Source organism: Sulfurospirillum diekertiae (assembly GCF_011769985.2).
Taxonomy (GTDB): domain Bacteria; phylum Campylobacterota; class Campylobacteria; order Campylobacterales; family Sulfurospirillaceae; genus Sulfurospirillum; species Sulfurospirillum diekertiae.
In genome coordinates, this window is sequence record NZ_CP039734.2 from 264,254 (window position 1) to 289,252 (window position 24,999).

Here is a 24,999-nt window from a genome sequence, read left to right on the forward strand (position 1 = left end):
GTGGATTACATTCAAGCCAGAAGAGACTTTTTAAAAGTTGCAACAACCAGCGCAACGGCGAGTATTTTCTTGCCTGGAAGCTTAGGTGCGCTTGGCGAAGTAGCCCTCAAAAGTGAAGATAAATTTATTCGTTCCATTTGTGAAATGTGCAGTAGCCGTTGCCCTATGGAAGCACGCGTGATTAATGGTAAAACCGTCTTGCTCCAAGGTAACGCTTTTGTAAAAGAGATGGGAACGAGTTTATGTGCCAAAGGCGTTGCAGGAGCCTCTCAGCTTTATGATCCCCAAAGACTTGTCACGCCATTGATTCGCGTAGGCAAACGGGGTGAAAACAAATGGAAAGAAGCCAGTTGGGAGGAGGCACTGAGCCTTATTGCCGGAAAGCTCAGTGCGCTTAAAGAGCGTTATGGTGCTCGTAGCGTAATCTTTTCTGCTAAAACAGGGGAGCAGTACGATCTTCTCTGCTCTTTTGCATCGGCATTTGGCTCGCCCAATATTTTTTCACATTGGAGTTCCTGTCCGATTGCGATTGAAAGTGCTTTTAAACAGACGTTCGGTGAAAAACTGCATCGTGATTTTGAAAATGCTACCTATATTTTGAATTTTGGACATAATCTTTTTGAGGGACTCGATATTCCTCTCACCAAAGCAATGGCACAATTTTCTGCCAATCCTTCTAAAAAATTGGTTGTTTTAGATCCTCGTTTTTCCATTATTGCGTCAAAAGCCAACGAATGGTATCCCATTAAGCCAGGAAGTGATTTAGCGTTTGTCCTTTCTCTTTTACATGTATGGATTAGGGATGGCAAATACAATAAAAATTTTGTTGAGCAGTATACGATTGGTTTTGAATTGGTACTCTCTGTGAAAGAAACAACACCTCAGTGGCAGCAGCCACTTACGGGCATTGATGCCAAAGTCGTTGAACGTCTTGCGGCAGAAATTTATGAAGCTTCTCCTAAATGCATTATTGATTGGGGACATAAAGCAAACCACTACTAAGGCAGAATATCAAAGAACCCGTGCTATTTTAATGGCCAATATTTTGATGGGTAATGTTGAAAAAGAGGGTGGAATTTACTTTGCAAAAATAGCTGAACGGGTTAATGCTCTTGCTAAAGAAGACATTGTCCCAGAACTGGATAATCCTTATCCAAGACCTTTAGTGAATGAGCAACGCATTGATCAAGCAGGTGAAATGGGAGCTTTACGCTTTGTCTCAAAAAGGCATGGTTCTTTGACTGCCATTCCTGAAGCGATTATAACTCAAACGCCTTATGAGATAAAAGGATGGTTTCTAACCCGACATAACCCTTTAATGACGGTAGCAAATCCTCAAAAAATGAAAGAGGCAATGGAGCAGTTAGAGTTTATTGTCGTGAATGACATTTATCTCTCCGATACAGCGATGATGGCAGATGTGGTTTTACCTGAAGTAACCTATTTAGAGAGGGATGAAGGTATTAGTAAAAATGCGTATAAAAGCCCTTATTATACAATGCGTAATCGTATCGTAGAGCCATTGCATCACAATAAAAGTGCTATAGAAATTATCCGTAATCTTGCAGAACGCATGGGGCTTGGAAGTTATTATCCATGGAAAAGTGTTCCTGAACTACGAGTCTATCAAGCCAAAGGAAATGACGTTTTACTCGAAACCTTGCTTAAAAGAGGGGCTGCAACATTTGATGTACCTCCTCTTTTGGCACTTGAGCCCACGTTTGTGGAGCATTTTTGTGAGAGGTATCCTCAAAGTCGCATCTGGTTAGATAAGCAAGGCACGTTTAGTCATCTTCTCCAAAAGCTTAAAACACCTTCGGGTAAGATAGAAATTTATTGTGAAGAGGTTGAAAAATTATTTAAAGGATATGGCGTTCCAAGTAACGTAGATATGGATGTCAAACAAGGATTCCCCTATGTTTTAACCAGTGGGAAAAGTGCTGTTCATACCAATGGACACACGCAGAATATTCCTTATTTGCACATGCTACTTTCAACAAATCCAATTTGGATGCATCCTTCCACAGCAAAAGTTCATGGACTTAAAATGGGTGATACCTTTTATCTTGAAAACGGTATTTCCAAAGAGAAGGCAACGGTCTTTATTACAGAAGGTATTCGCCCTGATACACTGTTTACGTACATGGGCTTTGGGCACGATGCTCCTGCTCTTAAGCGTACACATGGAAAAGGGATCAACTCTTCAAAGCTTTTATCGTTAGAGAGTGCCACACTTTGTGGGGCAATGATCACCAATGTTGGTGTCAACATTATCAAAATATAGGGGCATGTAATGGAAAAACAATACCGGCTTCTCTATGATGAAAACCTTTGTATTGGGTGTCAAGCGTGCAGTGTGGCTTGTCGCGTGGAACATAATGTTCCCGATGATTTTTACAGAGTGCAGGTACACATGCAAACGCTTGGGATATTCCCCAACCTTGGGATGCGTTATGAGAGGTTATCGTGTGTGATGTGTGAAAATCCTCCATGTGTGAGTGTTTGTCCGACACATGCTTCCTTCCAGAGTAAAGATGGGTTAGTCCATATTGATGAACGCGTTTGCATTACATGTAAATATTGCATCCTTGCATGCCCTTACCATGCACGGTTTGTTAATCCTTTAAAAAATGTAGTAGAAAAGTGTAATTTTTGTTATGATACACGTGTTTCTAAGGAGTTAAAGCCTGCATGCGTAACCACATGCCCTACAGAAGCTCTTAGTTTTGGGGACATGCGGCAAAAAAATTCTCTTGTGCATCAAAAATCGCAAAAAGAGGTACTGTTATTTCCCAAAGAACATCTGGGGACAAAGCCTAAAGTAGCGTTTATTCCGAGTCGTAAAGGGGTGAAGTCATGAGTCCGATGTGGGGAAGTGTAGAACAGTACAGCACGATTCATTGGTCATGGGCGATTGCAATTTACCTTTTTTTAGCAGGACTCAGTTCAGGTTCTATTATCGTCGCTTTATTAGTGAAATGGAACCGACATGAACGCAGTAACTCCTCTATTTGGGATGCGATGATTAAGGCAGGCGCTGTTGTGGCTCCTACCGCAATTTTTTTAGGCTTGCTGCTTTTGGTGATCGATTTAGGTCGACCCCTTTCATTTTATTGGCTACTCCTTCGTTATAATGTGACGTCGGTTATGAGCTTAGGGGTGCTTTTTTTGCTTATTTATACACCGATTGTCATTGTTTTTATGTTGCTTGTTTTTGAGCGAAGTGTTATTAGACATCCCATTTTAGCTCCTTTAGAAGGGCTGATTAATCTGGTTAAGAGTTTTCATTCATATGCCAAAGTCATTGAGTATTTTCTTTTTGTGGCCGCCCTTTGTGTGGGTTCATATACGGGATTTTTACTATCAGCTCTGTATGCTATTCCTTTGTGGAATAGTCCACTTTTACCTGTTATATTTCTCACCTCTAGCCTCTCTTCGGGTGTTGCCGTCAATATTCTTGTTGGGTTGCTTTTTTTTAAAAGTGCTCTGAATACGGAGAGTATCAAGTATCTTCTTGTGCTTGATACCAGAGTTATTTTAACGGAATTACCTCTTTTAGCACTCTTCTTTATCGGGTTGTTTTATGCAGGTGGCGATGCTCCAACTGCTGCAAAAGCGGCACTTACAGAGGGTTTTTGGGCAGGTATCTTTTGGCTAGGTGTTATTGGTGTGGGGCTAGGACTTCCTTTGATAACGGTCATTATAGCGCTTAAGAGCCATGTTTATCGCGTCGGTTACATTGTGACAAATTCTATGGTGGTTGTTTTAGGTGTTTTAATGCTTCGATATTACATCATTTACGCTGGACAAATTTATTTTGGTTAAGGAAAAGGTATGAAGATTTTACTCTTAGAAGATGACTATAACTACAATGAGAGCATTAAAGAGTATTTAGAGCTCTTAGGGTATGAAGTCGATGCCTTTTTTGATGGGGAGAGTGCTTTAGATGCGATTATGCAGAAGTGCTATTATCTCTTTTTACTGGATGTAAAAGTGCCGAAGCTGAATGGGCATGAGTTGATTAAATACATCAAAGAGGCAAATATTACGACGCCTATTATCATCATGACGTCATTGGTAGATATTGATAACATGGAAATTGGGTATCAGCTTGGTTGTAATGACTATCTTAAAAAACCGTTTGAGCTGAAAGAGCTTGAACTGCGGGTGAAAGAGCTGATTAAAAAGCATTATCAAACAAGTACTGCAGGGGAATTTAGGCTGAGTTGTGGATGTGTTTTTAATTTTGAATCGGGTGAGCTTAAAAAAAAGGATACAACAGTTTCACTTACCTCAAAAGAGCTTGATTTGGTGCGCTTTTTAATTCGCCGTAAAAATACATTTTGTGACATTGAACTCATTCGTGAAAATGTGTGGGAAGGTAAAGAAATTAGTTATGCGGATATTCGTATGTATATTAGAAAAATAAGGCTCAAAGTCGATGAAGAAGAGTTTATCAAATCATCTCGTGGGTTAGGATATCGCATCGATGTTCTCTCTTAATCCCTTTCGTTCGGTTTTAGTCTATACGCTTATTGTTATGGCGCTGTTTTGTGTGCCCAGTTACTTTGCAATTCAAAGTACCATCATGGAAGAGAAGTATAAAGCAACGCAAGAGATTTTAGAGTGGGTCGATGCCCATGAAAAGAGTATTTTTGAAAAAGAGCGCTTTGAAATTCCAAGAAGTGTGCGCTTTCATATTAATATTTATGATGAAACACAGCAACTCCTCTACAAAGGTATTCAAGCACATCTTACTCATAGCAATTTTAAAGTACATGTTGCTTATCCTTTTTTATATTATCAAAAAGAGATTCAAAAAGGGAGTGATGTTTTTTACCTTGTCGTAGAGCTTCAGCTTAACTATGCCAAAATTATTTTTATCGCAACGATGCTTTTTTTTATTGTACTTTTTTTAGTCTATCTGATGAGCAATATTTTTGTTCATTCCAGTATTTATCCTTATAAAAAGATGCAACGTTATGTGAATGACTTTTTTAATGATTCAATGCATGAACTCAAAACACCTCTAGGGGTTATTAATATTAATGTGGAGTTACTTTCAAGTTATGTGACGTCTTCTAAACATTTGCAACGTATTAAAGCAGCTACAAAACAGATGCAAATGACGTATGAAGATGTGGAGTATTATATTAAGCATAAAAAGGTAACGTACAATAAAGAACCTGTCAATCTTTCTGAGTATTTAAATGCGCGTATTGCTTTTTTTGAAGATATTTCTGTTGCGAAGTCGATCAGTTTGGAGCATGACGTTATGCCAAATCTGATGATCTATATCAGCAAAGTAGAACTTCAGCGCATCATTGACAATACTCTCTCTAATGCCATTAAATACTCTTTTTTTCAAGGTAAAGTAGAGATCAAACTCTATCTAAAAGATGAAGAACAGTGTGTCCTCAGTTTTCAGGATTATGGTCAGGGCATTAAAGATCTTTACAAAGTCTTTCAGCGTTTTGAGCGCGAAGATTCTGTTCAAGGTGGCTTTGGGTTAGGGCTTAATATTGTACAAAATATTTGTAATAAAAATGACATTGACATTAACATCGAATCGTATGAAAACAAGGGTTCATGTTTTACCTATATCTTTAAACTTGATAAAAAGAAGCTTTTAGATGGTGTGGATGATGCAGAAATAAAGGGTGAACGATGAAAGAAAAACGGTTTTTTCTCAGTGCCGCACTGATGCTCTTTTTTGGGCTTATTATTCTCTTCTTATACAATAAATCAATTTCGTATGAAGAGGAAGAGACGCTTAAAAAACAGATGGATGCACTTTTGTTGACGTTGCATAATAAAATTGCGGAGACCACCAAGGTTTCACTGGCAAGTTCGGTGATTTTAGCGAAAAGTCCCAATGTTGTTGCCTGCCTAAGTGAACAAAATCGAGAGGACTGTTTGCAGTATCTGCTTGAAATTAGAGATAGTATGGCACTGGCAGAGATTTTTGATAATGCAAGAATACACCTCCATACCAAAGATTTTAAAAGCTTTATTCGCCTTTGGGATTATAACAATCACAACAATGATGACTTAAGTACGTTTCGCCATGCACTCGAAAAAATAAAGCTGAGCAAACACCCGATGCAAGGTGTTGAAATTGGGCGACATGGTATGTTTATGCGCGCCATCGCTCCTGTTTTTAAAAAAGATGAGTATGTGGGAACCATTGAAACGGTTGTTGATTTTAAAGATTTAAATGCGTATTTTAAAAAAGATGGTGTGGAGTTTTATGTATTGATGAAAAATGAGTATTTATCGATTGCAAATGCGGCATCTTACGGGGAAAAGCTGATGCTCGATAACTATACGATTGTCAACCAAGAAGCCAATGGACTAAATTTTATCAAAGAGATTAATTTTCAAGGTACAGGTTATCTCAAAAAGGGAGATAATTATGTTCTTTATACACCCATTGTCGATATTAACGGTGAACATATAGGCTTTTTCGTGTTGACATGGAGCGAGAGCTTATCTCTGGCATCTTTTAAAGGATAAGGTTTTTACGGGCCTCATTGCGAATACGATCCATGCCCATGTAAAACTCTTTCATCATGACTAAAAAGAGGTAGTCACCATAATCTGTAGTGGTGATATTCTCTTTGTTCTCTTTGATTGCTTTGGCAAATTTAAGGAGCATGAGCTCTTTACCCAGTGCAGTATTGATGGATTGACCAAACATAGCCGTAAATTTTTTCTTAGAGAGGGTACCATTGAAAAGATCAACCATTAAACGATAATACATCTGTGAGTTGGCTGGAAATGTTCGCTCTTTCGTAATAGCCGAAGCTTTTTCTTGAATAAGCGTTGCATACTTATCCAAAGCAAATTCGTTGAGGTAAAGGGTATCTTTTAGAAAACTAAAAGAGCCTGAGCCGACACCGACATACTCTTCATTGTCGATAATATATTCATCAATAATTAAATCGCTTTCTTTTGAAAACGACCAACCATGACGTGCAGGATAGAGCTCTTTGAGTGATTTTTTAATAGTGCTAAAAAAGGTAAATTCATTCTCAAGGCTGAATTCACCCAATGTTTTTTTCACGCTATTTTTCACCAATGAGGAGGTCATTAGTGGATAAACGCTGGTTTGCTCTGGAGAGAGCTTTTTAAGTGTCTCCAGGTCGTGAATGAGTCCTTCTTGTGTTTGCGTAGGGAAATTGAAAATGAGATCCACGCTGGTGATGGGCAAAATTCCCAGCATGGATGCAATCTTCGCGTACACCTCTTCTCCTGAACCAAACTTCTCATAACGCCCCAATTTCTTTAAAAGGGTATCATCAAAGGTTTGAACACCCACAGAGAGACGATCGACTAAGCCATCCAACTGGAGTACGGTTTTTGGGTTGATATGGTTAGGATCACTCTCACATGAAACATGCTCAATGGAGAAGAGTTTTCGAACCAACTCAATCGTTGTAATCAACTCTTCTTCATCAATCAACGGTGTACCTCCACCTATGACTAAATAGTTAAAATCATATCCCAACTCTTTTACATGTAAAATCTCTTCACGTAAATGGCGGTAGTATATGAGGGCAGCTTCTTTGGTATAGGTGAATTTATTAAAAGAGCAGTACGGACAAAACATTGTGCAAAAAGGAACATGAATATAAAGAAGATATTTTTTATTTTCAGGAGGAGGTGGTAATCCTAAAGAGGGTTTTTCGACATGTAAATAGTGCTTCGTATATTGGCTCATAAAATAGCTTGTTGCTGTGGTGATCATTTTCGATTGACGGGATTGCATAATAATCCTTATTTATTTTTTCTTACTAAAATGTATAAAAAATTATAGTGGTTCTGCGTGACATTGAGCATGTGATTTGTGTACGGTGTTGCAAAACAGATGGTTTGATCTGCAACTATTTGGTGATGATAGATTTTCATCATGCTACTCCTTAATAAATTAATAAAGATATTTATAGGCTTATGAGCGTAATTTTTATGTAAACAAATGGTTACACAAAATAACAATATTCAAAACTATGTTGAAATATTACTGATAAAAAAGGAGAGAATCAGGGGGATTGTTTCACGATAAGTTCACTATTTAGACTATAATACGCTTTATTTACTATAGATGAAGAGTGACAATGAAATTACAAAGGCTTTTTTTAATGGGAATCGGTGTTTTGATAAGCGCATCTTCCCTCTTTGCCGCAGATTTTGATTGGATGGTAAGTCTTAATATGCGCTCCCACGAGGATCCTTATGGCTATCGCTATAGCTTGGTAGATCGTTTTGGGGTTCGAGAGCCAGATGTTATGGTGATTTTATCAAGTGTTTATGATCCTGCTGATGCCTATATGATCTTTCGTCTTGCCGAATTGTCGGGACGACCACCAGAGTATATTTTACGAGTGTATCGTGAAAGAAGACATCGCGGTTGGGGTGATATTGCCTATTTTCTTGGCATTAGACCAGATGCTGTTGAATATATAGAACTTCGTGAGCGATATGATACGCGTTATATTTACCATCCAAGGGGACATTATGAAGATCGTCGTGACATGCCTGTTCGCAGAGTCTATGTAGAGCCAAGGCATTATGACCGTCAACCTGAGCCACAACATTATGAACACCAGCCAGAACATAGAGATTATGATAGAAATGAACGAAAAGACCACAATTCACAACACCGAGATAAAGGCGATGACGATCGTAGAGATGATGGGCGAGATAGACGTTAAACAATAGACCAAAGGAGTAAGCAATGAAATTTAAAAGTATTTTATTAGCAACGGTCAGTTTTATACTTGTAAGTAGTCGAGCCTGAAAAACTCAAAAACATCACAAATTATAGCCTGCTTTCTCTTTGAGTCAACCCAAGCCAAATCCACACAGACCAATAGAGTTTCATATACCCTATACTCACCATCATTTGCCTATAATCTTTTGCTAAAAAAAGAGCATGGATGAAGAGATTCATCCATTTTTTCAGATTCCACGCACATGCAGCCATGAGTAGATTGATCTGATCTCCGATAAAGCCTTTAAGATAGTTTCGTGCCATTCTGTGGTCATGTTTGAGATGTCCAATGGTAGGCTCTATGGCAGCTCTACGTCTAAACTGTTTTCTCTTGTGTTCTTTTTCTTCTTTCGTGTCACGTTTTAAATGAATACCGGGGATGCAAATATGTGTGGTGTTGACCTCTTTAATGCCACGGTATCCTCTATCACACGTTGCCCTTTGGATAGGTGTGTGTCTGTGTGTGGACGCATGGGTCAGGACAGCCTTCAATGTTTTAGAATCGTGTTCATTGCTCTCATGGGCGACTGCTCCTACCACAATCCCATGCGTGTAGGTGGTGACAACAGAAGCCTTAACACCAAATTCATAGCTTTTATGATCTTTCCCTTTTGCCATGGCATAAATGTGAGGTTCATGCAAGGAGTAGATTTTATCCTTATCGCTTCTTTTTTGTAAAAGTACCTTTGTGTAAAGTGAAAATTGTTCAGCGTAGAATGCTATTTGTTCTAGTGTAAAACTTCTTTGCATATCACGCATCACTATTCCTGCAATGGTGCGTAAACGTTTCATAGCACTGCGTGCTTTGTGCTTCTTCTTGGGATGTCTAAAGAAGCGTAAGGTGATACGATGCTCTTTTATCTCTTTGAGGTAGGTACGTCGTAGTGCAATACCTTCCCTCTTTGCAATCTTATGCAATGCGTGAATCATCTTAATGGCAAGTTTACCATCGGTGGGATAAGTGATATGCTTTCTCTTGGGCAGTGGAGTCAATAATGACATGCGATTCATTGGATGCTTCAGGGTGTAATGCCACACTGGCACCAAAGATGGCATCTATACCTCCTTGACCAATACGATTACGAAACTTTACCAATTCTGTTGCATCACAAGGTAAGCCACATTGGTAATCACTGAGCCCACAGAAGTATATTGATAATAAGGATTTCGTTTCCATTGCACGACCACATTCTCATCAGAGAGATTCTCCAAATATTTGAGCATCAATAATCCTGCCATCAAACGCAAAGGTTTAGCCGGTCTTCCTTTGTCCATACAGTAATATCCACGCAATGCCTCTTCTATTTTATTCCAATCAATCACATCAGCCAAAGCAATCAGTGGATCATTCCTATCTAACATATCCATTAAGGAACCATAGAAAAGATTGGGTTGATTTGTAGGTGTCATTTTCGGCAGCAAAGAGATCCTTTTCGACCAGAAATAGAGGGGTAACCCCCTTGTTTATGGTCGAAATTATACTCTAAAATGACTATGAAAGCCCTGAATCTAGGGATTTTTGTGGTTTTTCAGGGGCGACTAAGTAGCTCAACGTTGATAGCAGCTGATTTTGATTGGATGGCAAGTTTAAATATGCGATCCAATTCAGATCCTTATGGCTATCAAGCAGGACTTGCTTCACGTTTTGGTATGCCAGAATCACAATTAAGCCTCATTCTAAAAAGTGTTGGTGCACCTGCGGATGCGTATATGGTGCTTCGTCTCTCCGAATTATCAGGGAGAACCCATGAAGAGGTACTCAGATATTATCATGAGAACAAACATAAAGGCTGGGGTGTCATGGCAAAAGATCTTGGTATCAAACCAGGTTCAAGCGAGTTTAAAGCGCTCAAAGTGGGTCATGATATGCGTGATTTTGATGATAGACGTGATGATCGTGACCGTGGTGACCAAGATCACGGTAAAGATAGAGATCATGGTAAAAAAGGTCACTAGTCTTTTCAGCTTTAAAGCAATGTATAGCTGAGTTCAATTTGAAATGTCATCATAGAGGTGAAGAGATCTTCGCTTAAAAGAAACGGGAAGCTTTTTTGAACAGCCTCTTCCGTAGCCTTATGAAAGACCTTTTTACCCTCTAATATTGTAAATGAAAGTAACTCTCCTCTGGGAGAGATTGTAAATTCTATCATGACTCTTCCCTCAATATGGCTATTTTGAGCAATCTTTGGATAGGTTTTATGTTCATTGATACGCTTTTTCAGGTTTTCCAAATACTCTTTTTGTTTTACATGTAAAGCCTCTTGATGGCTTATTTCTGAAGTCGTTGCTTCCGCTTTTATCTCTTCCTTGAGCGTTGGTTTTTCTAGAGTGGGTTGTTCACTTTCTTGCGAAACTATCATTTGCTCTTGAACACTATGCTGACGTTCTAGAACTTTAGGCTCTTTTTTGAGGACACTTTTTTGAGGGGTTTTCAAAAGAGGCGTAGTCGGCACTGGAGGTATGGGCGTTGGAAGTACTTTAGACTCTTCTTTTTGTGCTTCATAAAGAGTAATTGCCATCACCTCTTTCGATACATCAGTAGATGAGGGCTTGTGTATCAAAAAAGCATGGTACATCAACACAAATCCGCCTAAGAGGTACACGATTAAGGTCAGTGTAAAAGCGTGAATGTAGCGTTTCATTGTTTGGTTAAAATCCCAATTTGCGTGTAATGATGCTGCTTTAAAAGATCCATGAGTTGAACAAAAGGCTCAAAAGAAGCATGTTTGTCGCAATTAATCATAATGGGAGTTTGCTCATTAAACTCTAAAAGCTCGCTCTCAAGAGAGCCTTCCTCAACGGCTTTGTCATTGAAAAAGAATTTCTCTTCTTGCGTAATGGTAACGATAAGCTCTTTTTGCTCATTCAAAGGTTTGGCAGAACTTGCTTGTGTCAAATCCACAGGAATAATGCCCTTTGCCACAAACGTTGCTGTGGTGAGTACAATGACAAGCAAAACCAACATAATGTCGATAAAGGGCACGACATTGATCGTTTCAAAGCGACGTATTTTCATCGGTTCCACTTTGTTTTGCAATATCCCAGCACATCAGGATTTTCTCAATTTTACGCACCAGATGGTTGTAAAAAAAGATCGCTGGAATAGCAACTACAAGACCCATCGCGGTTGCTTTAAGCGCCAATGCCAAGGATGACATAATGGTCTTAACATCAATCTGCCCGCTTTGACCCATGGCATAAAACGTGATAATAATACCACACACCGTACCTAAAAGACCGATGTAGGGGGCATTTGAGCCAAAGGTTGAGAGAATATGGACGTGATTGGTCACGTCCATCTCTAATTTTTCTTTGCACGTGTAGTGCGAGATTTTTAAAGCTCGGTAAAATAAAAGTCGCTCGACCCAAAAAAAGAGTGTGATAAAACTCATAAAACCTAGTAATCCAATGACACCATAGTCTACAATGTCCTGTAACAGTGCGATAGAGATTATTCCCATCATATAGGATCCTTATAAAATTTTGAAATAAAATTATTATAAGGAAGTATGAAATTAGTGTTAAATGAAAATAGAAACAAAATTTCAAGAGGGATTATTTCAAAATATGGGGACAATCGGCTATAATTACATGTAAAAACACTAAAGGAAATTTTGATGCAAACTTATGCATGTGGACATATTAATCCGGATTCTGATTCTGTCGTATCAGCGATTGCTCTTTCATATCTCAAAACACAGCTCGGTGAGCCTTGTACACCTGCACGTCAAGGTGAAATCAGTCCTGAAACAGAGTTTATTTTAAAAACATTTGGATTTGAAAAGCCTCTTTTAAAAAATGATTTTTCAGGCGATAATCTTTACATCACCGATTATTCTGATCTTGCGCAAGCGCCACACAATCTGAAAGAGACCAATATTTTAGGGATTGTCGATCACCATAAACTAGGAGATATTACTACATCGACACCGCTTGAGTGTTGGATTAGACCTGTTGGCTGTACCAATACGATTGTCAAAGAGATGTATGATCATTATAAAATTGATATTCCAAAAAACATTGCAGGCGCAATGATGTTGGCCATTTTAAGTGACACCGTTTTATTTAAATCCCCAACGTGTACCAAAGTGGATACCAAAGCTGTCAAAGAGTTAGCCAAAATTGCAGGAATAGAAGATTTTAAAGCGCTTGGTATGGAGATGTTTTTGGTCAAATCTGCTGTGATTGGGGCAAGCCCACGTGCCCTTTTATTGCGTGATTATAAAGACTTTGAAATGGGTGGTCATAAAATCGGGATTGGTCAACTTGAAGTGGTAGATCTTAAAGTCTTTGATGGCATGAAAGAAGCCCTATTTGCCGATATGAAAGCCTACAAAGAAGAGGGCGGACGTCATACAGTAATGTTACTTTTAACCGACATTATGATTGAAGGTTCTCAATTTTTAGTCGTGAGCGATGATGAAAGTGTGGTTGAAAAAGCGATGAATACAAAACTTGTGAATCATGAAATGTGGGTCGATGGTGTATTGAGTCGTAAAAAACAGGTTATTCCTGTCATGGAAAAGCAGTTCTAAAAGCTGTTGTGTGAAAAAAGGCACTCTTAAAAGACGTTATCTCATTCAAAATCCTAAAGAAGTGATTGTACATCTTGCAACCACTTCTTCTTACAAACAAGCAATACATCAACTTTACCTTGAAAATCACCCTCGTCACACGGATCATTTTGGTGTTTTAACGTTTCAATTTAGCGCGCTAGATCAAATAAATGCTTTTGAAACAGATGCAAAGTTGCATATTATCAAAAATGTGAGTGACGATAAACGCTATAAAAATCGTTACCTTTCACTGTTCGGATTACCACTTAATTACGATTTTTCGCTTCATGAGGTGTTTAAAAAGTGCGAGATGATTGGTCTAAAAGAGCTAGATTTTTCCTTTTCTCATGGTATGAGTACCCAAAAAGTGCTGAAAGTTCTTCTGTATAGAGAAGTACAGTTTTTGGAATATGAGGTCGTGTTGTTATTAGATGATGATGCAAAAGCACTTAAAAATCTTTCTAAAATTGCTGAAAATATACGCTATATTTTAGGAATTGGCAGTGTTGTTTTTGATAGTGCTCTAATTCAGTGCTTACAAAAAGCTTTTGAAGTATTTTTGCATCATGATAGAGAAAAACTACTTCAATTTGTACAAAGTCCACATTATAAGACGTTACTATTAGATATACGCTTTTTCTTACACGAACAAAGCGGTTTTTATTTGCTTCCTAAAAGTGAAATGCCTCTTCTTTTCTTTATGAAAAAGCATCTTAAAAAAGAAGAATTTCGTATTGCAAAAAGGCTTAAGAGGGCACTTTATTAACATTTCGTTTGAAGTGAAGAGGTACTATTTTAATAATAATTTGGGATATTGCGGTACAATAGCGCACCCATTTTCTACAAAGGATAAACAATGAAAAAAACGACATTACATGTAGGTATCGCTCTTAGTGCAGCGTTAATTTTAATGAGTGGGTGTGCAACATCCGAGCTTCAGACGAGCGCACGAATGACACAGAGTGTTTTTATTAACCCTGTGGCCAAAGATAAACGAACCATTTTTGTTTCGACTAAAAATACCAGTGGTGCTCCCATTAATTTAGAAAATAGAATTATCCAAGCACTTTATGCTAAAGGATATACCATCGTAGATGATCCTGAGATGGCAACGTATGTTTTGATGACGAACATTTTGTTCTGTAATAAAAAGAGCGAAAATAATGTGGCAACAGGTGCTTTGATGGGTGGTGCTGCGGGTGCTATTGCTAATTCTGGCAGTAACGGTCGAAGTATGGCAGCTGCAGGTCTTGGTGGTGCCGTTGTAGGTGGACTGATTGGAAAAGCAACCGAAGATACGATCTTCCAAATGCAAGTGGACATTGTGATTCGTGAAAAAGCCAAAGGTAAAGTTATGGCGAGTACAGGTACTACGGGTGGACAAGCTGGCATTCGTGATGGACAAAAATCAGGTACTATGAACAGCTTCGGCGGTCCAATTCGCGATGCAGATGCGAGTGGAAAAATGTACAGCAATACCTACTCATCTAGTTCACAATCATATGAGAGTGATTATATAGAGCATAAAACAATGATGTTTGCGGAAGCCACTAAAATGAATCTCACCTTGTATGAAGCAACCCCAATCTTAGAAGATAAAATTGCACAACAAGTTGCAGGACTGTTTTAACATTTTAATTTGACACGCTTTCCAAGCAAAGCTTGGAAAGTTACGTTACACTAGGTACTAAAGCTTGCCTCTTGCGAGGCAGAATAGTTTGGTACTATGAAATATTCAAACTCGCCAATGTTTTGGCAATATATTTTACATGTAGGAATTGTTTTGGAGAATAACGACAACAAGCAACAAAAAATTGTTCAGATGTTTAATGAGATCGCAGGAACGTATGATACTGCCAACCGCGTTTTAAGTATGGGCATAGATATTCAATGGCGTAAAACGGCATGTGATGAAACGTTTGCACGCTATACTAAGCCAATAGACCTTATCGTGGATGTTGCCTGTGGAACAGGCGATATGATGGGTTATTGGGCAAAGCAAGCCAAAAAAGCAGGGCGAAACATCGGCAAAATTTTAGGTGTTGATCCTTCCACCGGTATGACGGATGTGGGTAAGCAAAAGTTTCCAGAGTTTGAGTTTGTAATCTCTGAAGCGACTGAAATTCCTCTGCCAAATGAAAGTGCCGACATCTTAAGCATTAGCTATGGTATTCGCAATGTTGTACGTCGTCAAGAAGCGTTTAGTGAGTTTGCGCGTGTTGTGAAACAAGGCGGGTATGTCGTTATTTTGGAATTTACTAAAGATGAGAAAAAAGGCATTTTCTTTGCTCTCAAGGATTTCTATCTCAACAAAGTGCTTCCTATTTTAGGAGGAATTATCTCTAAAAATAAAGCAGCGTATGAGTATCTCCCCAATTCGATTGAAGGCTTTTTAACCCCTTCCATGCTTCAAAAAGAACTTGATATTGCAGGGTTTGAAACGGAATTTATCAAAAGCTTTTCGATGGATATTTCAACCTTGGTCATCGCTAAAAAACGCTAATGAGCCAAACACTTAGTGTTTCAAGTTTAAACAATCAAATCAAGTCTCTGCTGGAAACTACCTTTTTACATGTAAGTGTGGAAGGTGAGGTTTCCAGACCCACCTATCACAGCTCAGGACATCTCTACTTTACCCTCAAAGATGCTGACTCTTCTATCTCTTGTGTGATGTTTAAAGGCAATACGAGAACCTTAAAATTCCAAGTGGAAGAGGGCATGGCGGTGGTCGTTCATGGTTCCATTTCGGTTTTTTCACCACGTGGAACGTATCAGATTAACTGTACGATGATGGAGCCTGCAGGCAGTGGTGCTTTGGCAAAAGCCTATGAACAGCTTAAAGTTAAACTAGGAGCGAAAGGTTACTTTGAAGCAGAGCACAAAAAGTCCTTGCCTCGTTTCGTGAACCATATTGCATTGGTGACTTCAGGTACGGGGGCGGCACTTCAAGATATGCTTCGTGTGGCGACGAAGCGTTGGCCGTTGGTAAAAATCACCCTGCTTGATACCCTCGTTCAAGGTGAAAGTGCAAAGTTCTCCATTGCTAAAAATATTGCACGTGCTGACGCTCTTGTGGCTGATGTCATTATCGTGGGACGAGGCGGTGGAAGTGTGGAAGATTTGTGGGCATTTAATGAAGAGATCGTAGCCGATACCATCTTTACATGTAAAACACCGGTGGTCTCAGCCGTTGGGCATGAGATAGACTATGTCATCAGTGATTTTGTAGCCGATTTAAGAGCACCAACCCCTTCTGCGGCTATGGAAATGGTATTGCCAGACAGTGTGGAAATGCTTCAACATATTGATGGTTTAATGGAACACTATAGTCTTGTTTTTGGGCGAATATTGCGTTCTAAAGAGGAGAATTTAACACAGCTCACACGCCTTTTTGCCAAACGCTCCATTGATGAAAAACTTTCTTTGTGGAAAAATGAAATTGGGATTTTACAGAGTCAATATAACGATAAAATAGCACTGCTTTACCGTGAAAAATCACGGCAGGTTACTCTACTCCAAGAGCAAATTTATTTTCAAACCAGACAAAATTTGGCTAAAAAAGAGCAACTCCTCTCCTCCTATACGATTGCCCTAAATTCGAAAGAACCCACACGCGAACAAAAAGAGTGTTATGCCCAGGTCGTTCAAAAAGGCAAAAAAATTGCCCTTGAAAAGATAGCTGAGGGTGAAATTTTTGAGCTTCAAACACCGCATACTATTTTAAAAGCCAAAGCATTAGAAAAAAAAGCCCTCAATTAGGAGTCAGCAATGCGTTTTTTGACAGTATTAATCTTAGCGGTTTTCTCTTTGTTTGCAGATGTTTCATCACGTGTTATTGATGTTCCAACCCGTGAGCGTGTTAGTGAGCGTCTTTTAATTTTAACTCCAGAAGTCCCAAAAGCCGTTGTTGTTTTATTCGCAGGTGGGCATGGTGGACTTCAACTTTCGGGTGATGGAAAATTTGGTTGGGGCGAGGGTAACTTTTTAATGCGTACGCGTGAGCTTTTTGCAAAAGCGGGATTGATGGTCGTGATTGTCGATGCGCCAAGTGATCATCAACGTGAGCCTTACCTGAATGGCTTTCGCCAAACCAAAGAGCATGTACACGATATAAGCACTATTCTTACTTGGATAAAAACACAAACAACTGCACCCATTTGGCTTGTGGGGACAAGTCGAGGTACACAATCAGTTGCATACGTAGCGACGGAAAATCCAAGCGATATTAGCGGTATTGTGCTGACTTCATCTATTTTATACGATGCTAAAAGTGATGCCGTACCCGAAATGAAACTTGAAAAACTTCAAATGCCTGTATTGGTGGTACACCATAAAGAGGATGGCTGTTCTCACTGCTCGTTTGATCTCATCCCTTCGTTAATGAATAAATTGACTTCGACCTCTGCCAAAGAGCTTTTAGCCATTGAAGGTGGACAAACCAAAGGCGATCCTTGCAATGCCTTTGGACATCATGGTTTTAATGGTGTGGAACAAGAAGTAGTAGCTCAAATTGCTCATTGGGTCATAGCCCATTAGAGGTGATGTTGTTCTTTGAACGTTTCTGCTTCATGAATTGCTTTGACAATTTTATCTGAAAGAATAGGAAGCTCATTGTATTTAACCCAAAGCGTATCTTCAACAATATCGTGAATTTCACCCGCAATTTCAACAGCCAGGCGTTTCAATCTTGCTAACTCTTTTTTGAGCTCTTTTTCATCCATAAGTTCCATCTCCTTGTGTCATATTTTTGTTACAGTTGCAAGGAGTATTCCTTGTGGAGCAAGCGTCTATTGAAGCCAAATTTAAAAAGAGTAAAGATTATCAAAGATAACGTATTAAAATTCAGGTTTATTGAATTATTTGACAAGTACAATTAAGACAACATGAACGAAAAATAAGCATATTAATTTTTAATAAGGAGCCTTTTATTAAGACTCAAAAAACTCTAAAGTTTTATCTTCTCTATTTTTTTATTTTTTTAATTACCCCTATATTGCTTTTTTCAGAAACGACTTCTATCTCTCCCACAATGGCTTCATTGCTTACCAGTAATGAAAAAGCATGGCTATTAGCGCATCCAACGATTAATGTTGGAATGGACTCCGAATATGCTCCCTATGAATGGGTCAATCAAAATGGAGATTATGTCGGTATGGCGGTGGATTACTTGCACCTTTTGGAGCAAAAGCTAGGAATTCATTTTAAAGTTGCTAAAGGTAAGTCGTGGAGTGAAGTTGTTGAGCTGGCTAAAAAAGGGGAAATAGATATTTTGACTAGCATTGTTCAAACACCTGAGCGTTTACAATATTTTCTCTTTTCTGAACCTTATCGAGATACCCAAACGATGATTGTTGACAATGGTGAAGGTAAATTTATAGGTAATTTGGAGCATTTATCGGGGAAAAGGGTTACCGTTGAAAAAGGCTATTTTACGCAAGAGTTGCTAACAACAAAATATCCCAAAATAGAGTTAGTACTGGCTAATAATATCTTAGAAGCGTTAACCTTTGTGATGGAGGGGAAAGCAGATGCCTATGTCGGTGATATGAGTGCCATTAACTATGCGATTAAAAATAATGGGCTTGCAAAGCTTCGTATATCGGGACAAACAGAATTTTCAAGTCAGCACCGTTTTGCCTTTTCAAAAAATAATCCCATGCTTGCTGCCATTATAACAAAGGCTATGGCTTCTATTTCAGCCGAAGAATCCGATACAATTTTTAATCGTTGGATTGGTATGCGGATAGAGCAAGGTATTCATACTAAAACACTTGTAAAATACAGTATAGGACTTGCTTGTTTGTTTATACTGTTCGGCTATTGTCAAACGAACTGCTAAACTGGTCAGTAGAAAATGTAATTTGAGAGTTGCATTTTGATTTAAAACCTTAAAGAACCAAGTTAAATTGGTTAAACTCCATTTTCAATTTTTTGGAAAGGAGTTGAATGTTAAAAAAAGGTGAAATTAAAATGATAAAGAAGTTTTTAGCTGAAGGGTTTAGTAAAAGTGCCATTGCTAGAAAGTTAGGTATTTCAAGAGAAACTGTAAGGCGCTATGCCAATCTTCCAGATGATTATATTCCCCATATCAATAGACCTCCTGTGATTAACAGTGTTGATCCTTATTTGCCACATATCGCCAAGATGTTAGAGACGGCAGAGCAGCAGAAAAGTGAAATACCCTTAACCGTCATTTATGAAGAGATTAAGAAGCTTGGATATGATGGAAGTCTAAGGTGGCTTCAACAAGTCATACTAAGATATGAGCTTAGAGCTCGAGCCAAATTAGATGAGCCTATTATACGCTTTGAAACCAAACCAGCCCAGCAGATGCAAGTTGACTGGGTAGAGTTTCCCAAGGATAATTTATCCGCCTTTGTAGCGACGATGGGTTACTCTAGAGCATCTTATGTGGAATACGTTAATAATGAGAAGATTGAGACCTTGATAGGGTGCCATATGAACGCTTTTGCCTACTTTGGTGGTGTTCCAAAAGAGTGTTTATATGACAATATGAAAACTGTCATATTGTCACGAAATGACTATGGTAAAGGTGATCATAGATTCAATCCCTTGTTTGCTGACTTTGCCAAACACTGTGGATTTAGTATCAAAGTATGCAAACCCTATCGCGCTAAAACCAAAGGAAAAGTTGAGAGATTTAACCATTATCTGCGGTATAACTTTCATAATGGATTACGAGTGAGACTCTCTATGAAACATTACACATTAACGCTTGATAATGCAAATGCGGAAGTTCTAAAATGGTTGGACAATACCGCCAATAAACGCATCCACCAAACGACATTACAGATGCCATTTGAGTTGTTAGCACAGGAGCAGTTACAGCTACTTCCTGTGCCTAAAGCCTATCAAGGAATCCACCCTAAAGCTTTGATTGAAAGTGTAGCTAAAAAATATTCCCCAATCAATTCTCACAAAGACTTGGAAAAATTATATATCCCCAATAGAGACATTCAATGTTACGATGAGTTTATACCCATGGTTGCAAACATCATCCTTCCTGTTGGATTTTATGGTGGTGCATTATGGAGTTAGATACCTCTATCGATGAGTTATGTAAAGAACTCAAGCTCTCTATCATAGGCGAAAAATATCATGATATTGCCAGTATGGCAGCTAAAGAGAATTGGCAATATACACAGTTCTTGGAGGAGGTATTACGAGTGGAAGTAGATAATAGACTAGGAAGGTCTAAAAATATGTTGACCAAACTCGCAGGATTCCCAGTTATTAAGACATTAGAGCAGTTTGATTACACTTTCTCCGTTGGCGTGAACCGTAAACAGATTGAAGAACTCTCAAGCCTAATATTTGTTAAAAAGTATGAGAACATCATCCTCTTAGGTGAAAGTGGTGTGGGTAAAACACATCTTGCTATTGCGCTAGCACTCAAAGCGGTGCAACATCGCTATAAAGTAAGATTTACCACCATAAGTGAGCTTTTAAGTAATGCAAATAGAGCCAAAAAAGAGAAAAAATATGATAGCTTCTTGAAATCTATCGCCTCTCCATCGGTACTTGTCATTGATGAGATTGGATATTTCAATATGAGCAAAGAAGAAGCCAATCACTTTTTTCAAATTATTTCTAAACGCTATGAAAAAAGCTCTACCATTTTTACTTCAAATCTTGTATTTAGTAAATGGGTTCAAGTCTTTGCAGGAGATAAAATCGTTACAACCGCTATATTAGATCGAGTGTTACATCACTCACATATCATCAATATTCAAGGAGATAGCTACCGACTTAAAGAGAAGAAACAAACAGGAGTTTTACACTCAGAAATCTATAAGTTTGAAGCTAAATCTTCAAACATAGAAGGTCAAAATCAAGAGGTGGTTTAAGTTTCAATTCGCAACTTTTTTACACTATAAACTGACCAGTTCTGCGCTTCGCTTGACAACGCTTGACAGAAGAAGTAACTGATGTGATTTGGAAAGTAGATCGCGACTTAAAAATTACCTATATAAGTCCAGCTGATGAGAAATTTAGAGGCTATAAAGCTGATGAAGTGATCGGTCATCATGTTTTTGAAATGTTTACACCTGAGAGTATTAACATTATTTCTGAAAAAATAAAGCAGAGGCTCGAAGCGCAACAAAAAGGAATGAATACGGAAGAATTTGTTACCTATGAAATACAACATAGATGCAAAGATGGAAGATTGATTTGGGGTGAAATCATTTCAAAACCAGAATATAATGCAAGTGGTGAGATTATTGGCTTTCATGGTATTACGAGGGAAATTACAGAGCGAAAAGCAATGCAAGATCGTGTGCAACAATTAGCATTTTATGATTCTCTTACGAAGTTACCCAATCGCATACTGTTAAGTGAGCGACTAAGTTATATGTTAGCTGAAATGAAACGGATTCAAAAGTACAGCGCACTGTTTTTTCTGGATTTAGATAACTTTAAATCGCTCAATGATACCTATGGTCATAGCATTGGGGATTTGTTATTGTGCCAAGTTGCACAAAGGCTTCAAAAGTGTGTCCGAGAAGTGGATACTGTAGCACGTTTTGGCGGAGATGAATTTGTGGTGATTTTAAATACACTTCATGAAGACAATCAGGTGTCCGTTGAACAAGCCCATCGCATTGCCGAAAAAATTCTTCAAAGCGTGTCTGCTCTTTATGTACTGAATGTATCCCATAACAAGAGTGAAGAAAAATTGGTCGAACATAAATGCACGGCAAGTATCGGCGTATTGGTATTTAAGAGTGCAGAGAAAACACCTGACGACCTTTTAAAACAAGCGGATGCTGCGATGTACAAAGCTAAAGAGGCTGGGAAAAATAAAATTTCTTTCTATGAAGCTCCATTTTAAATAGTTTAATAGATGGAGATAGTCTCTATAAAAGATCGCTTCTTAACGTCACTTAAAAAGGAGGCTTTGAAACTGTTTTTGGCTAAAGTTTTAAGCTCTTCCTTGTTTACATGTAAACTTTGCACGACTGCTTCATAGTTTTCATTGATATACCCACCAAAATAAGCAGGATCATCAGAATTGATGGTCACTAAAACACCTTGGCGCAAAAGCTTGACAATGTTATGTTCTTGCATCTGTTTCACCGCTTTAAGTTTGACATTGGAAAGTGGACAGATTGTTAAAGGAATTTGTTTTTCAATGAGAAAATCAACCAATTTTGCATCCTCTTCGCAGCGAATACCATGGTCAATTCGGTTTACATGTAAAAGGTTAATTGCTTCCCAAATATACGAACTATCTCCTTCTTCACCTGCATGCGCAACGATCTTATAGCCCACTTTTGCACACGCAGCAAAGACGCGCTCAAACTTGGATGGCGGATGTCCCACTTCACTGGAATCTAGTCCAACGCCGATAATTTTATCTTTAAAGGGCAGAGATTGCTGCAATGTTGCAAACGCGTCTGCTTCACTAAGGTGGCGCAAAAAACTCATGATCAGAAAAGAGCTAATCCCCAGTTCTTCTTCGGCTTTGGCAAGTGCCTTCGTGATGCCATCCACAACGGTTTTAAACGCAATTCCTCGCATAGTATGGGTTTGAGGATCGAAGAAGATCTCTACATGAACAACATTTTGAGCTTTACATGTAAGAAGGTATGCCCATGTCAGATCGAAAAAATCGGATTCGTTGATCAGCACATTAGCACCCGCATAGTAGATATCTAAAAAAGATTGTAACGAGGTGAAGTTATACGCTTGTTTGACCTCTTCAATGTTTTGATAAGGCAGTGCAATGTGGTTTTTTTGAGCGAGTGCAAACATGAGTTCAGGCTCAAGTGTACCTTCAATGTGAAGATGCAATTCAGCTTTAGGAAGTTTTTGTATAAGCTCTTTCATAAATTCTCTTTTTGAAAATTATAGCAAAATTATCATATTGAAGAGAAATAGGCAAATATCAAAGCATTCTATGCTAACGTTATTGTAGAGCTTTTGATAGAATTAACCCATAAAAATCTTATTAGGAGTTACCATGAAAATAGCACTTATCACAGGCGGCAGTAGAGGTTTAGGCAAAAGTATGGCATTGCATTTGGCGCAAAAAGGGCATGATGTCATCATCACCTATCAACATTCAAAAACAGAGGCGCAAAGTGTGGTGGATGCAATACAACAGTTGGGTCAAAAAGCAGCCTTGTTGCAGCTAGACATTGCTCAAACAAAAACATTTCCCTTGTTTTTTGAAGCGTTTAAAGCGCTCCTTGCTTCACAGTGGAACACCACGCATTTTGATATTCTTATTAACAACGCAGGTATTGGGATTAACACATCTTTTATGGAAACAACAGAGGAGCAGTTTGATACGTTGATGAATATTCATCTCAAAGGAACGTTCTTTTTTATTCAAACCTTGTTACCAATCCTCAACGATGGGGGTACAATCATCAATATATCATCAGGATTAGCTCGCTTTAGTTTACCAGGCTTTGCAGCATATGCTATGATGAAAGGTGGTATTGAGGTTTTGACACGGTATTTAGCCCTTGAATTAGGAAAACGAAGCATCACTGTGAATGTTTTAGCCCCTGGTGCAATCGCAACAGATTTTGGTGGGGGTGTAGTAAGAGACAACGAAAATGCTAATGCATTTATCGCGTCCCAAACAGCGCTGGGGCGTGTTGGACTCGCCGATGACATTGGTGCAGCCGTTTCACTGCTTGTTTCAGATGAAGCTCATTGGATCAATGGCGAACGCATCGAAGTTTCTGGCGGAATGCGTTTGTAGTACAATGACATTCAAAAAGAATTAAAGGGTATGGTGTGGAAGAAAAGCTAAATGCACTTACGATCTTACTTCAAGAAGAAGCTCGAAAAGATGGGCTTAATGAAACAAGTATCGCCAACGTCAAGGTTTTTAAAGCCTCAAGTGTCACCGAAGCGTTGCATACAGTGTATGAGCCTTCTCTTTTCATCATTGCACAAGGCGCAAAGAGAGTGATGTTAGGAGCCAATAAGTATTGTTATGATGCCTCTTCGTATTTAGTCTCTTCGATGAATTTGCCAATATCAGGGCAAATCATCGAGGCATCGTTGGAAAAGCCATTTCTATCGATGCAACTTTGTTTTACACCTGAATATATTTTTGATCTTGCGTCACAAATGGATTCTGTGAAAAAAGGAACAATCCAAACGCCTTTAGCGATAAGCGTACATCGCGTGAGCGAAGAGTTGATTGACGCAATACTCAGATTGGCAAAACTCTTTCAAAAAACAGAAGATAGTTCCATTTTAGCACCACTCATTATCAAAGAGATTCTTTACCGACTATTGCAAGGAGAGTATGGTGGTATTTTGCGACAGTTTGCGTTGCATGGCTCGAATGCGAACCGCATTGCTCAGTCGATCGAGCTGATAACTTCCGATATTTCAGAACCTTTACATATTGGACTTCTGTCGCAAAAAATCGGAATGAGCGTCTCGGCTTTTCACAAACATTTTAAATACGTGACAGCGATGAGTCCTCTTCAATACCAAAAACAGTTACGTTTGCAAAAAGCACGTGAACTGTTAGTTACCAAGATGAATGAAGTAGGAGAAGTAGCATTTAATGTAGGTTACGAAAGTCCTTCGCAGTTTAGCAGAGAGTATACACGATTTTTTGGTCTCTCTCCTCAAAAAGATTTGATGCAATTTAAACGAGAGATAAAAAGTGTGTGA

Annotated in this window: 30 protein-coding genes; 21 read left to right on the forward strand and 9 right to left on the reverse strand. The window is 38.7% G+C overall.

From position 1 onward, the window contains the following. The 7 genes from FA584_RS14650 to FA584_RS01465 are packed head-to-tail and all read left to right on the forward strand — an operon-like array spanning position 1 to position 6,516. Positions 1-1,002, forward strand: coding sequence for a molybdopterin-dependent oxidoreductase (locus FA584_RS14650; RefSeq protein ID WP_256431215.1), 1,002 nt, complete (start codon positions 1-3; stop codon positions 1,000-1,002). Then, entirely contained in the window at positions 947-2,284 is a 1,338-nt protein-coding gene (locus tag FA584_RS14655; protein ID WP_256431216.1) for a molybdopterin-dependent oxidoreductase, read from the forward strand. Before FA584_RS14650 ends, FA584_RS14655 begins: the two co-directional genes overlap by 56 nt. A 9-nt stretch (positions 2,285-2,293) precedes the next feature. Continuing rightward, positions 2,294-2,860: a 4Fe-4S dicluster domain-containing protein gene (locus tag FA584_RS01445; protein ID WP_096045662.1), complete on the forward strand. Its 567-nt coding sequence runs from the start codon at positions 2,294-2,296 to the stop codon at positions 2,858-2,860. Then, a complete protein-coding gene (gene nrfD / locus FA584_RS01450; RefSeq protein ID WP_096045663.1) occupies positions 2,857-3,825 on the forward strand; it encodes an NrfD/PsrC family molybdoenzyme membrane anchor subunit in 969 nt (322 codons plus the stop codon). Before FA584_RS01445 ends, nrfD begins: the two co-directional genes overlap by 4 nt. Before the next feature lie 9 nt (positions 3,826-3,834). After that, positions 3,835-4,503, forward strand: a complete 669-nt coding sequence (locus tag FA584_RS01455) for a response regulator transcription factor (protein ID WP_167750048.1) — start codon at positions 3,835-3,837, stop codon at positions 4,501-4,503. Continuing rightward, on the forward strand, positions 4,490-5,671 hold the full coding sequence (locus tag FA584_RS01460) for a sensor histidine kinase (RefSeq protein ID WP_167750049.1): 1,182 nt from the start codon (positions 4,490-4,492) through the stop codon (positions 5,669-5,671). The genes FA584_RS01455 and FA584_RS01460 overlap by 14 nt, the downstream gene beginning before the upstream one ends. After that, positions 5,668-6,516, forward strand: coding sequence for a cache domain-containing protein (locus FA584_RS01465; protein WP_167750050.1), 849 nt, complete (start codon positions 5,668-5,670; stop codon positions 6,514-6,516). The genes FA584_RS01460 and FA584_RS01465 overlap by 4 nt, the downstream gene beginning before the upstream one ends. On the opposite strand, the gene FA584_RS01470 is transcribed toward FA584_RS01465, so the two are convergent. Together FA584_RS01470 and FA584_RS14660 are read right to left on the reverse strand one after the other, a co-directional pair. Next, positions 6,506-7,771 (reverse strand): coproporphyrinogen III oxidase family protein, encoded by a 1,266-nt coding sequence (locus FA584_RS01470; RefSeq protein ID WP_167750051.1) that lies wholly within the window; start codon positions 7,769-7,771, stop codon positions 6,506-6,508. The two genes, FA584_RS01465 and FA584_RS01470, sit on opposite strands and share 11 nt — an antisense overlap. 8 nt (positions 7,772-7,779) lie before the next feature. Further along, positions 7,780-7,914, reverse strand: a complete 135-nt coding sequence (locus tag FA584_RS14660; RefSeq protein ID WP_256376040.1) for a hypothetical protein — start codon at positions 7,912-7,914, stop codon at positions 7,780-7,782. Between the two features lie 203 nt (positions 7,915-8,117). Here FA584_RS14660 and FA584_RS01475 point away from each other — a divergent pair, with 203 nt between their 5' ends. Continuing rightward, on the forward strand, positions 8,118-8,714 hold the full coding sequence (locus FA584_RS01475) for a hypothetical protein (protein ID WP_167750052.1): 597 nt from the start codon (positions 8,118-8,120) through the stop codon (positions 8,712-8,714). Between the two features lie 107 nt (positions 8,715-8,821). Here the strand turns inward: FA584_RS01475 and FA584_RS01480 are convergent, their stop codons facing one another. Together FA584_RS01480 and FA584_RS14330 are read right to left on the reverse strand one after the other, a co-directional pair. Beyond that, positions 8,822-9,829 (reverse strand): transposase, encoded by a 1,008-nt coding sequence (locus tag FA584_RS01480; protein WP_228448577.1) that lies wholly within the window; start codon positions 9,827-9,829, stop codon positions 8,822-8,824. Positions 9,830-9,862: 33 nt separating this feature from the next. Then, entirely contained in the window at positions 9,863-10,195 is a 333-nt protein-coding gene (locus FA584_RS14330) for a transposase (RefSeq protein WP_228448578.1), read from the reverse strand. 132 nt (positions 10,196-10,327) lie between these two features. Here FA584_RS14330 and FA584_RS01485 point away from each other — a divergent pair, with 132 nt between their 5' ends. Next, positions 10,328-10,729, forward strand: coding sequence for a hypothetical protein (locus FA584_RS01485; protein WP_191342070.1), 402 nt, complete (start codon positions 10,328-10,330; stop codon positions 10,727-10,729). An 11-nt stretch (positions 10,730-10,740) separates the two neighbouring features. On the opposite strand, the gene FA584_RS01490 is transcribed toward FA584_RS01485, so the two are convergent. Genes FA584_RS01490 through exbB form a run of 3 tightly spaced genes read right to left on the reverse strand, consistent with a single transcriptional unit; the run spans position 10,741 to position 12,237 of the window. After that, positions 10,741-11,415 (reverse strand): TonB family protein, encoded by a 675-nt coding sequence (locus FA584_RS01490; protein ID WP_167750054.1) that lies wholly within the window; start codon positions 11,413-11,415, stop codon positions 10,741-10,743. After that, positions 11,412-11,789 carry an ExbD/TolR family protein gene (locus FA584_RS01495; protein ID WP_167750055.1) on the reverse strand — a complete coding sequence of 126 codons (378 nt, stop codon included), beginning with the start codon at positions 11,787-11,789 and terminating at the stop codon, positions 11,412-11,414. Before FA584_RS01495 ends, FA584_RS01490 begins: the two co-directional genes overlap by 4 nt. Continuing rightward, positions 11,770-12,237 carry a TonB-system energizer ExbB gene (exbB, locus tag FA584_RS01500; protein WP_369805677.1) on the reverse strand — a complete coding sequence of 156 codons (468 nt, stop codon included), beginning with the start codon at positions 12,235-12,237 and terminating at the stop codon, positions 11,770-11,772. The genes FA584_RS01495 and exbB overlap by 20 nt, the downstream gene beginning before the upstream one ends. A 153-nt stretch (positions 12,238-12,390) precedes the next feature. Here exbB and FA584_RS01505 point away from each other — a divergent pair, with 153 nt between their 5' ends. From FA584_RS01505 to FA584_RS01530, 6 genes are all read left to right on the forward strand, one after another. After that, positions 12,391-13,308: a manganese-dependent inorganic pyrophosphatase gene (locus FA584_RS01505; RefSeq protein WP_167750056.1), complete on the forward strand. Its 918-nt coding sequence runs from the start codon at positions 12,391-12,393 to the stop codon at positions 13,306-13,308. Positions 13,309-13,318: 10 nt separating this feature from the next. Further along, complete coding sequence (locus tag FA584_RS01510) at positions 13,319-14,095, forward strand: hypothetical protein (protein ID WP_167750057.1); 777 nt, start codon at positions 13,319-13,321, stop codon at positions 14,093-14,095. A 90-nt stretch (positions 14,096-14,185) separates the two neighbouring features. Then, positions 14,186-14,959 (forward strand): complement resistance protein TraT, encoded by a 774-nt coding sequence (gene traT, locus FA584_RS01515; protein ID WP_096045674.1) that lies wholly within the window; start codon positions 14,186-14,188, stop codon positions 14,957-14,959. 117 nt (positions 14,960-15,076) lie between these two features. Then, the gene (gene ubiE, locus FA584_RS01520) at positions 15,077-15,832 is read left to right on the forward strand and encodes a bifunctional demethylmenaquinone methyltransferase/2-methoxy-6-polyprenyl-1,4-benzoquinol methylase UbiE (RefSeq protein WP_167750673.1); all 756 of its coding nucleotides are present in this window, start codon (positions 15,077-15,079) and stop codon (positions 15,830-15,832) included. After that, positions 15,832-17,088, forward strand: coding sequence for an exodeoxyribonuclease VII large subunit (gene xseA / locus FA584_RS01525; RefSeq protein WP_167750058.1), 1,257 nt, complete (start codon positions 15,832-15,834; stop codon positions 17,086-17,088). Before ubiE ends, xseA begins: the two co-directional genes overlap by 1 nt. A gap of 9 nt (positions 17,089-17,097) precedes the next feature. Further along, entirely contained in the window at positions 17,098-17,865 is a 768-nt protein-coding gene (locus FA584_RS01530; protein WP_167750059.1) for an alpha/beta hydrolase, read from the forward strand. On the opposite strand, the gene FA584_RS01535 is transcribed toward FA584_RS01530, so the two are convergent. Next, entirely contained in the window at positions 17,862-18,050 is a 189-nt protein-coding gene (locus FA584_RS01535) for a CCE_0567 family metalloprotein (RefSeq protein ID WP_096045678.1), read from the reverse strand. The two genes, FA584_RS01530 and FA584_RS01535, sit on opposite strands and share 4 nt — an antisense overlap. 317 nt (positions 18,051-18,367) lie before the next feature. Here FA584_RS01535 and FA584_RS01540 point away from each other — a divergent pair, with 317 nt between their 5' ends. The 4 genes from FA584_RS01540 to FA584_RS01555 all read left to right on the forward strand — a co-directional run bounded on the left by FA584_RS01540 (position 18,368) and on the right by FA584_RS01555 (position 22,183). After that, positions 18,368-19,168, forward strand: a complete 801-nt coding sequence (locus tag FA584_RS01540) for a transporter substrate-binding domain-containing protein (RefSeq protein ID WP_191342071.1) — start codon at positions 18,368-18,370, stop codon at positions 19,166-19,168. A gap of 107 nt (positions 19,169-19,275) precedes the next feature. Then, positions 19,276-20,388, forward strand: a complete 1,113-nt coding sequence (gene istA / locus FA584_RS01545; protein WP_167749319.1) for an IS21 family transposase — start codon at positions 19,276-19,278, stop codon at positions 20,386-20,388. Further along, positions 20,379-21,197: an IS21-like element helper ATPase IstB gene (gene istB / locus FA584_RS01550; protein ID WP_025344704.1), complete on the forward strand. Its 819-nt coding sequence runs from the start codon at positions 20,379-20,381 to the stop codon at positions 21,195-21,197. The genes istA and istB overlap by 10 nt, the downstream gene beginning before the upstream one ends. Before the next feature lie 83 nt (positions 21,198-21,280). Beyond that, positions 21,281-22,183: a sensor domain-containing diguanylate cyclase gene (locus FA584_RS01555; protein ID WP_191342072.1), complete on the forward strand. Its 903-nt coding sequence runs from the start codon at positions 21,281-21,283 to the stop codon at positions 22,181-22,183. 5 nt (positions 22,184-22,188) lie between these two features. Here the strand turns inward: FA584_RS01555 and FA584_RS01560 are convergent, their stop codons facing one another. Further along, positions 22,189-23,181: an adenosine deaminase gene (locus FA584_RS01560; RefSeq protein WP_167750062.1), complete on the reverse strand. Its 993-nt coding sequence runs from the start codon at positions 23,179-23,181 to the stop codon at positions 22,189-22,191. A gap of 133 nt (positions 23,182-23,314) precedes the next feature. On the opposite strand from FA584_RS01560, the gene FA584_RS01565 reads away from it, so the two are divergent. Beyond that, a complete protein-coding gene (locus FA584_RS01565) occupies positions 23,315-24,067 on the forward strand; it encodes an SDR family NAD(P)-dependent oxidoreductase (RefSeq protein ID WP_096045681.1) in 753 nt (250 codons plus the stop codon). Positions 24,068-24,102: 35 nt separating this feature from the next. Next, positions 24,103-24,999, forward strand: coding sequence for an AraC family transcriptional regulator (locus tag FA584_RS01570; protein ID WP_096045682.1), 897 nt, complete (start codon positions 24,103-24,105; stop codon positions 24,997-24,999).